Below are 7,584 nucleotides of genomic sequence, written 5' to 3' on the forward strand. Positions count from 1 at the left end.
GCGGGGTCCAGACCGCGCCGCCGGGCCCGGTGACCTCCAGCGCGGGCAGGGCCCGCGTCGGATCCGGCGCCAGCGCGCCACTCGCCGGTCCGGCCAGCCGCGGGTCGGCGGGGTGCAGGCCCTCCGCGTACGGGCGGCCCCAGCTCTGTGCGATCTCCCAGCCGTAGTCGGCGGTCAGCACCTCGCCGTTGGCGGCGCGGGCCCGCAACGCGGCCAGCCGGCGTAGCTTGGCCGCCAGCAACCGGTCGAACCGGGCCAGCAGCTCGCGCAGCGCCCGCTCCGGCCGGTGCCCGAGGTCGCAGGCGTCCAGCACGTCCGGCCCGAAGAGCAGCTCCAGCGCGGCCACGTCGTTCTCGCCCAGCCGGTCGCGGTCGCGGACCCGGCGCCGCAGCGACTCCAGCCAGGCACGCACCCGGTCCGGGACGGCGGCCAGCAGCCGCGCCTGAGCGGCGCAGACACGGTCGGGATCGGGGTACGGCGCACGCCACGTCACCGGGTGCCGGGTGAGGCGGGGCCGGAACGGCCGCGCGACGCCCGGATAGGTGACCTGGGCGAGCAGAGTCGCCAGCGCGGCGGCCTGCTCCGGGGCCGGAAGCGACGCGTCCACGCCCGCGCGCTCCACCGCCTCCGGGCCGACCAGCGCCGCGAGCCCGGCCACCTCCTCCGGCGTGATCGGGGTGCCGTCCTCGGCCTGCCCGAGCAGCCGCTGCATCTCGGCCACTGCCGCACCGGAACCCGGCCGGTCCGGACAGCCGGCGCCGGGCGGGTCGCAGGAGGGCGCGGGGGCCGGGCCGGGCGGCACGGTGATCTCCTCCGGGTCGCCGTCGCCGAAGGTGATGTCGCGCCCGTGGTCGACCAGGATCACGTTCGCCCGGGCGACGCTCAGGTCGCCGAGCGGTTCACAGCGTGGCCCGCCGCGCCCGGCGATGCTGACCGGGAACCGCAGCGCGTCCTCGTCGTCCCAGGTCACCTCCACGATCGGCTGGTCGTGGAGCCGGTCGACGTCCGCGGTGACCGAGGTCAGCCGCACGGCCTGCCGGTGGGCCGGGTCGGCGTCGGCCGGGGCGCCGGTGCGCGGGCCGATCCGCTCCTCGATCACCAGCACATCGCCGGGGCGCAGCGCCAGGGCCCGGGGGCGCTCGTGCTCCAGCCCCTCGTACCCCTCGCCCTCCCACTCGTCGCGCAGGGTCGCCGAGGTCGCCCCGGCAGGCAGGCCGGCCTGCTCCTCACCCCAGGTCCAGAACCGGATCCGGTTGTGCTGCGGCCGCAGCGTCACCCGGCCGGCGGTGACCGGCTCGAACACCTCGACGGTCGCCTCGGCCGGCAGCCGGGCCAGCTGCCCGTCGGTCAGCACCGGCGGCACCTGCGGCCGGTCCGGCGGGGCGAGCCGGCTGACGTCCACCGCCGCGAACCGGTGCCGGCCCGGCGCCAGCCGCACCAGCCGGTCCACCGCGACCGTCACCCAGGCCCGCGCGTTGCAGCCGTCGTGCATCGGGTAGTCGATCAGCCGCACGTGCCGGCGCACCGACGTACGCTGCCGGGCCGTGTCCAGATAGGCCTCGGTGGCGATCGCGTCCTGGAAGTAGCTGATCCGGTCACCGGCGTAGGCCAGCAGCTCGACGAGCGTGACCCCCAGGTCCGGCTCGTGGCGCTCGCGCCACCGCGGCACGGTCAGCGTCATCCGGTCCAGCAACTGGCGGCGCAGCGTCGCATAGTCCCGCGTCGTGTAATCGATCACCGGCGCCGGGCGCACGGCCGGCCGTTCCGGCCGGTCCGCCCGGCAGTCGGCATCCGCGGGGCACGCGACACGGAACGAGAACGGCGCACTCGCATAGCGCCGGTCAAAACCCCGATACGGTACGGCGTCAGCGCCGTCCTCCACGATCGACAGGGTGTACGTGGACGAGTCGCCGGCCCGGTCGACCACCACGGTGAGGTAGTCGTCGAGTTCCGGATCGTCCTCGCGGTGCACGCGCACCTCGACGGCCCGGATGCCGGTCACCCGCCGCCCGCCGTCGATACGCACGTTCTCCGGGCCGAGCCGCCGCGGCGCCTTGCCGAGGAACATGACGGTCAGCTCGCGCCCGTCGTCGCTCGCCTCGACCGCGTCGATGCCGTTCAGCCCGCTCCAGCGCACCGCGCCGCGCCGCCGGTCGGCCATCATCCCGCCACCCCCGCCTCGAACACATCGGTGCGGCGGGCGCCGGTCGGCAGCACCACGTAGGCGAGGCCGACCCGCAGCACGTGCTCCGCGCTGATGATCTCCAACGTCTCGACCTCGATCACGTCGCCGAGCCAGCGCTGCAGCGCCGCCTGCACCGACAGCTGCAGGGTCGCCGCGAGTTCCGGGCTGTTCGGCGCGAACACCAGATCCAGCAGGCCGCAGCCGAACTCCGGCAGCATCACCCGCTCGCCCGGACTGGTGAACAGCAGCTGCTCCACCATGTCGCGGACGTGCGCGTCGTAGTCGACGTCCGCGGTGCGGCCGCGCCGGTCGATCCGGAACGGGAAGGCGATCTCGGTCATCTCGCCACCACCCGCTGCTGGACGACGCTGATCTGCGGTGGGCCCTGGGGGACCTGCTCGGCGCTCTGGCAGAGCCCCGTGGACGCCTGTGACAGGACCGGGGACCCCTGTGCCCGTACCCTCTCGGCCGCTGTCGTCCAGGAGACCGTGACGCACGGCTGCGGCTTGTTGCCCACCGTGAAGGTGCAGCCGGCGACCGTCCACCGGTCCGCGAGGGTGGCCACCGGATGGCCGTCGGCCAGCACCCGGGAGCGGCCCGGCGCGATCGACGCGCGGCCGCCGTGCGGGCAGCTCATGGTCTCGTCGACGTGCTGAAGGTTGCGCGACATTCCCCGTCTCCCTACGTGATGGCCAGTGCCCCGTCGTTGATGTCCACGGTCGAACCCTTGAGCGTGACCCGCGCGCCGTGGCCGTTGTCGAGCGTGATGCCGCTGTCGTCGATGACGATCTCCGCGCCGGAGGCGGCGGTGAGCTTGATCCCGGAGCTGCCGGGCAGGTCGCAGAGGAGGATTTGATGGCCGGCGCCGGTGCGCACCACGATGTTGGGCCGGTCGGCGGGGCCGGTGAACGCGTCCGGCGGCACCTCGGTGGCGGCGCCGAACCAGCAGCCCACCCAGATCGGGAAGCTGACGTCGCCCTGCTCGAACTCGACCCACACGCCGGCGCCGACCGGCGGCACCGCGTAGTGGCCCATCCGCGGCCCGGACAGCGGGAAACACGGCATGGCCCAGCTCGACGCGGTGTCGCCGAGCACGTCCGGCACGCGTACGCGCAGGCGCCCGAGACGCATCGGGTCGATGTTCTCGGCCACGGTGCCCCGGAACTTGCCGAGGTAGCGGTTGGGCTCGGGCACGTTCTCTCCTAAGGGATCACGGTCGGCAACAGCGAGATCAGGCCCTCGCGGGCGAGCGTGAAGTTCTGCGTGTACGCGCCGCGCTGCAGGTTGTGCGTGACGCTCTTGACGTAGTAGAGGCCGTCGTAGGTGATCCCGGCCCCGCGCACGCCGACCAGCTCGCGGGGCCGCAGCACCGAGCCGTAACGGACCACGTCGAGCTGACCGGAGCCGGTCACCGCGTCCGACGACTCGACGACCTTGGCGATGGTCTCGGCGAGCGCCTGCGCGGCGTCCTTCTTCGCGGTGTCGGCGATGACCTTCTTCTTCAGGGCCGGGGCGGGCCGCTGCGCCAGCGGTGGGCGCAGCACGCTGACCTCGGGCACCGGCAGCAGCACGGAGGTCTTGGTGACCGGGATCTGGATGCGGGCGACCGGCTCCTCGCGGGCCGTGCCGTCGAAACCGAAGGTCAGCTGGTCCACGGTGGAGAGGTGATCCATGTTGACGTTGATGGCGTGCTGGGGGACGCCGAGGCGCACCTCGGGGCCCCAGAAGCCGCGGCTCACGCCGGGGACCGGGCCGGGGTCGAGGTAGAAGACGTAGCCGTTGGCCTTCGCCAGCTCGGTCAGGTAGCCGAGGTCGGTGCCCTTCTGGAAGTCGATCCGCTGGGTGGGCATCGGGGTCTGCGGCACCAGCTCGGGGACGACGAGCGGGGTGATGCCGTACTGCGCGTACCGGCCGATGATCGCGGTGACCCGGGCGGCAGGGGACATCGCCGGGAACGGGACGCCCTCGCGCTCCTCCAGGTCCATCAGGACGGTCAGGTCCTCGCCGGTCACCGTCAGGGTGGACTGGCCGGGGGTGCCGGAGACCGCCACCTCCTGCCGGATGATCACGCCGTCCATCAGGACGTGCGGGACACCGCGGACGGTCACGGCGAGCACCACGCGTACCTGCGGATCGAACCCGCCGGCCGGCAGCAGCTGCCGGTTGATCACCCCGGTGCGCGCCAGGTCGAAGGAGAGCTGGAAGCCGCTGCGCTGCCCCGCGGTCACCGTGATCTGCGCGCTGAGCAGCGCATCCGTGACCGGCTGCGGCACCGGCGCGACGATCTGCCGGCCCATCAGCAGGGTCAGGTAGAGCGGGGCGACCTCAGGCATGTCCGGCTCAGCCCACCGATCCCGGGCCGGTCACACCCTCCGGCAGCGTGATGCGGATCCGGCGGCCCGGCGTCGCGGTCAGCTCGTCCGGGTCGATGACGCCGTTCGCGTCGGCGAGCCGCCACCACAGCTCCGGATCGCCGAGATAGCGGTGGGCGAGCAGGTCGGCGCGGTCGCCCTCGGTCACCTCGTGCTCCCCGACAGCCGCGAACGAGGCCGGCAGCGGCACCAGCCGCCGTCGCAGGTACGGCACCTCGGTGCCGCCCGGCGTGGTGTGCACCCCGAGGGGGATGCCGAAGTACCGGCTGGTCCGCGGGTACGGGGACGGGTCCGGGCTCGTCATGCGGCCTCCCTCTACAGTCCGTTCAGGCCGAGCGTCGCCAGGCGGCCGCTCGCGGAACGGCCGGCCAGCCGCTCCTTCTGGGTGAGATGAGCCAGATAGAGTTCCGCGCCGCGGTGCCCGGCCGGCAGGTCGCTGGCGGAGAGCACCCGCATGCCGATGCTGAGCACCGCGCGGAACGGGTTCAGGTTCGCGTCGAAACCGTCCTCGGTGACGGTCAGCTCGGTGATCCGCACCGGCAGCACCCGGTTGCTGCCCCAGACGAACAGCGTCAGCGGCGCCTCGATCGGGGTGACCTCCAGCGTGCCGGTGGCGGCCAGCGCCTGGTTGGCGCGGATGCTGCCGCTGGTGGGGTGGATCAGCATCTCCAGGACGGCGAGCTGCGGGTGGATGCCGTCGGGGGAGGGCAGGTCGGGCTGGTCGGTGGCGTCGATCTCGGCGTCGAACTTCCAGGTCTCGACGGCCGGGCCTTTGAGCCGCAGCGCCTCGGTCCGGTCCCCGGCCCCTTCGGCGCCGGCCCCCTGCGGGGCGAGGCTGCGCTGCAGGGTGTCCGGGTTGAACTGCAGCACGATGATCCGCTGCGGCGTCCCCCGCAGCGGATCCACAATGACGATGCCGGCCCGCACCGGCTTCACCAGCTCCCCGAACCTCGTCACGTCAGGTCTCCCAGCGCGCGTTCGAGCAGGTGCACGGCCTCGCGCGCCAGCCGCCGCACCTCGTCGTCCGGGTCCTCCTCGGACAGCGGCCCGACCACGGGTACCCATTCCGGCCACTCGGTGTAGACCGTGGCCCACACCGCGGCTCGGCGCACCGTCGGATCAGGGTTTTCCAGGCCGTCATAGATCTCGTCGAAGTAATCGTCGGAAAACCGTGGAGGTGCGGCGAGCCCCAGATGGAGCAGCGCTCGCGGCAGCTCATCGGGAGCGGGTTCGTCGCGCACCGCCTCCAGGAGCTCGGCGGAGGTGAAGACCCGCAGTTCATCCCGGACCTCGGAGAGGATTGTGCTGATGACGTTCGGCACGCGGCTGCGGAACTCGACATAGGGAATCCCCGAGTTCTGGTCCACCACGTGATGGAAGGTGACGTCCGCAGACACCGTCCACACCTGCTCACGGCTGGAACGCCCCGGCGTCCGAATGTCCGACGTCTGCCAGCCCCGGCGCTCCGCCACTGCCGCGATGCGGGCCGAACCCGCGTCGTCGCCAGGATCCTGGAGAACGAGTCGCCGGCTCCGATAGGCGGGCGCATTACTGTTCATATCATTGACCCCTGAACCGGTAGGCTCGCATCACCTGCGAGCGGAGGAAATCGAGGACCGCTTTCTTGTGCGCTGCGGGCGGAACGTTCTCCAGGGTGTTTCCCAGATACGCTTCCAAATACGTCTTGAGGTACCGTATCTCACGCGCGGCCAGCTCTTCTCCGCTGACTTTTCCTTCCGGATCCTTGGGGGTCGGCTGCTTTCCTTGGATTGCAGTGAGTTTTCGAGATCGTTCGCGGGTCACCGCCTTCCGTCGCTCCCGGGCTTCGTCCGCGGTGATGTTTCCGGAGCTCTGGGCTTGATTGATCTGGGCGCGTTCCGCTGCCGCCTGCGCCTGCACTGCAGCCCGTTGAACCTCGAACTCCTCCCCGGCGACCCAGGCGCGCTTGCTGATCGAGGCGCCCTCCGCGCCGATCGCCGCCATCGGGAAGTCCTCGATCGCCGCCGCCGCGGCGTTCGCGTCATTGCGTGCCGACGCGGTCACGATGCGCTCGACCATGAGCGCGGCGTAGACGCGTGCAGTCGGATCGCGCCGGGCCTCGATGTATGAGGTGAGCGCAACGAGGAAACGTCCCTTCCGCACGACTGCATCGTTTTCGGGCCGTCTGGTGGGACGACCCTGGAAGATCCGGCGCAGATCGTCGCCGAGCTGAACCAGATTCCCCTCGCCCCTCTCCTGAGCCGCCATTTTCTTGTATTTGGTGCTCCGGAATGCTCCCCAGCCTTCGATGAAGAGGTTGCGGCCGCCGAAGTTCTTCAGCACGGTGACCAATCCACCCCAGGTGAAGCTCGACATCCCTGGAGTCGTCACCGGCCTTCCGTCCCGCATTCCCTGCGTCGGTTCCGGGAATGGCCGGCTCTCTTCATGGCGGCCCATGAGATCAGCCATCGTCCCCGCGGCGGGTGCCTGATCGGTGAGACTGAACTCGTCTTTCTCGTCGTCGGCGTTGCTGCGCCCGTGCGGCTGCGGCCGTCGGCGCCGGACGCGATCGCGCTGGATCTCGGCTGCGAGTTCCTCGATGAACTGCAGGATCTCCCGGGCCTCGAATCTGATCGTCGTGCCCTCTATCACCAGGGCCGGCGGGCTGGCCCAGGCCTTGATGTCGAATAAGCCGGTACCCTCGGCGCGCAGCCGGGAGAGCCGGTACCAGAGCCGCATCGCCCCGAGGGCCGCCGTCAGCACCGCCGGCCGGACGACGCGGCGCAGGAGCCGCGCCAGGCGGGGCCGCATCCGCTGCACGGCCCGGGCCAGTCGATCGTCGTGCTGCCTTTCCTGCTTCCTGCGGTCCCGATCGCGACGGCGGTCGGTGCGCTGATTGCGCCAGCTTCGATACCGGTCGCGCTGCCGGCGGTAGCCGTCTCTCAGCCGGTTCGCCCCGTTGCGCAGCGCCCGCCCCACCGGCGTTCGCGCCAGCCGCGGGCCCAGCCGCCGGGCCGCCTCACCCGCGCGCCGAACACCGTTGCGGAC

General features: G+C 71.9%; 9 protein-coding genes. All 9 read right to left on the reverse strand.

The genetic code is table 11. The annotated features are described in order from the left end of the window. The coding region (locus AB0F81_RS49595; RefSeq protein ID WP_360211158.1) for a hypothetical protein at nt 1-2,164 on the reverse strand (2,164 nt) is incomplete at its 3' end. Then, on the reverse strand, nt 2,161-2,526 hold the full coding sequence (locus AB0F81_RS49600; RefSeq protein WP_360211160.1) for a GPW/gp25 family protein: 366 nt from the start codon (nt 2,524-2,526) through the stop codon (nt 2,161-2,163). The genes AB0F81_RS49600 and AB0F81_RS49595, both read right to left, overlap by 4 nt. Next, nucleotides 2,523-2,855 carry a hypothetical protein gene (locus AB0F81_RS49605; protein WP_360211162.1) on the reverse strand — a complete coding sequence of 111 codons (333 nt, stop codon included), beginning with the start codon at nt 2,853-2,855 and terminating at the stop codon, nt 2,523-2,525. The genes AB0F81_RS49600 and AB0F81_RS49605 overlap by 4 nt, the downstream gene beginning before the upstream one ends. A gap of 11 nt (nt 2,856-2,866) precedes the next feature. Next, the gene (locus tag AB0F81_RS49610; RefSeq protein ID WP_360211164.1) at nt 2,867-3,379 is read right to left on the reverse strand and encodes a phage baseplate assembly protein V; all 513 of its coding nucleotides are present in this window, start codon (nt 3,377-3,379) and stop codon (nt 2,867-2,869) included. A gap of 8 nt (nt 3,380-3,387) precedes the next feature. Then, nucleotides 3,388-4,518 carry a hypothetical protein gene (locus AB0F81_RS49615; protein ID WP_360211166.1) on the reverse strand — a complete coding sequence of 377 codons (1,131 nt, stop codon included), beginning with the start codon at nt 4,516-4,518 and terminating at the stop codon, nt 3,388-3,390. 7 nt (nt 4,519-4,525) lie between these two features. Then, nucleotides 4,526-4,861: a LysM domain-containing protein gene (locus tag AB0F81_RS49620; RefSeq protein WP_360211168.1), complete on the reverse strand. Its 336-nt coding sequence runs from the start codon at nt 4,859-4,861 to the stop codon at nt 4,526-4,528. Between the two features lie 11 nt (nt 4,862-4,872). After that, a complete protein-coding gene (locus tag AB0F81_RS49625) occupies nt 4,873-5,514 on the reverse strand; it encodes a hypothetical protein (protein WP_360211170.1) in 642 nt (213 codons plus the stop codon). After that, entirely contained in the window at nt 5,511-6,116 is a 606-nt protein-coding gene (locus tag AB0F81_RS49630; protein ID WP_360211172.1) for a HEAT repeat domain-containing protein, read from the reverse strand. The genes AB0F81_RS49625 and AB0F81_RS49630 overlap by 4 nt, the downstream gene beginning before the upstream one ends. A gap of 1 nt (nt 6,117) precedes the next feature. Continuing rightward, the coding region (locus AB0F81_RS49635) for a hypothetical protein (protein WP_360211174.1) at nt 6,118-7,584 on the reverse strand (1,467 nt) is incomplete at its 5' end.

Origin of the sequence: Actinoplanes sp. NPDC024001 (assembly GCF_040638955.1) — a bacterium.
In the GTDB taxonomy this organism is placed as follows: Bacteria; Actinomycetota; Actinomycetes; order Mycobacteriales; family Micromonosporaceae; genus Actinoplanes.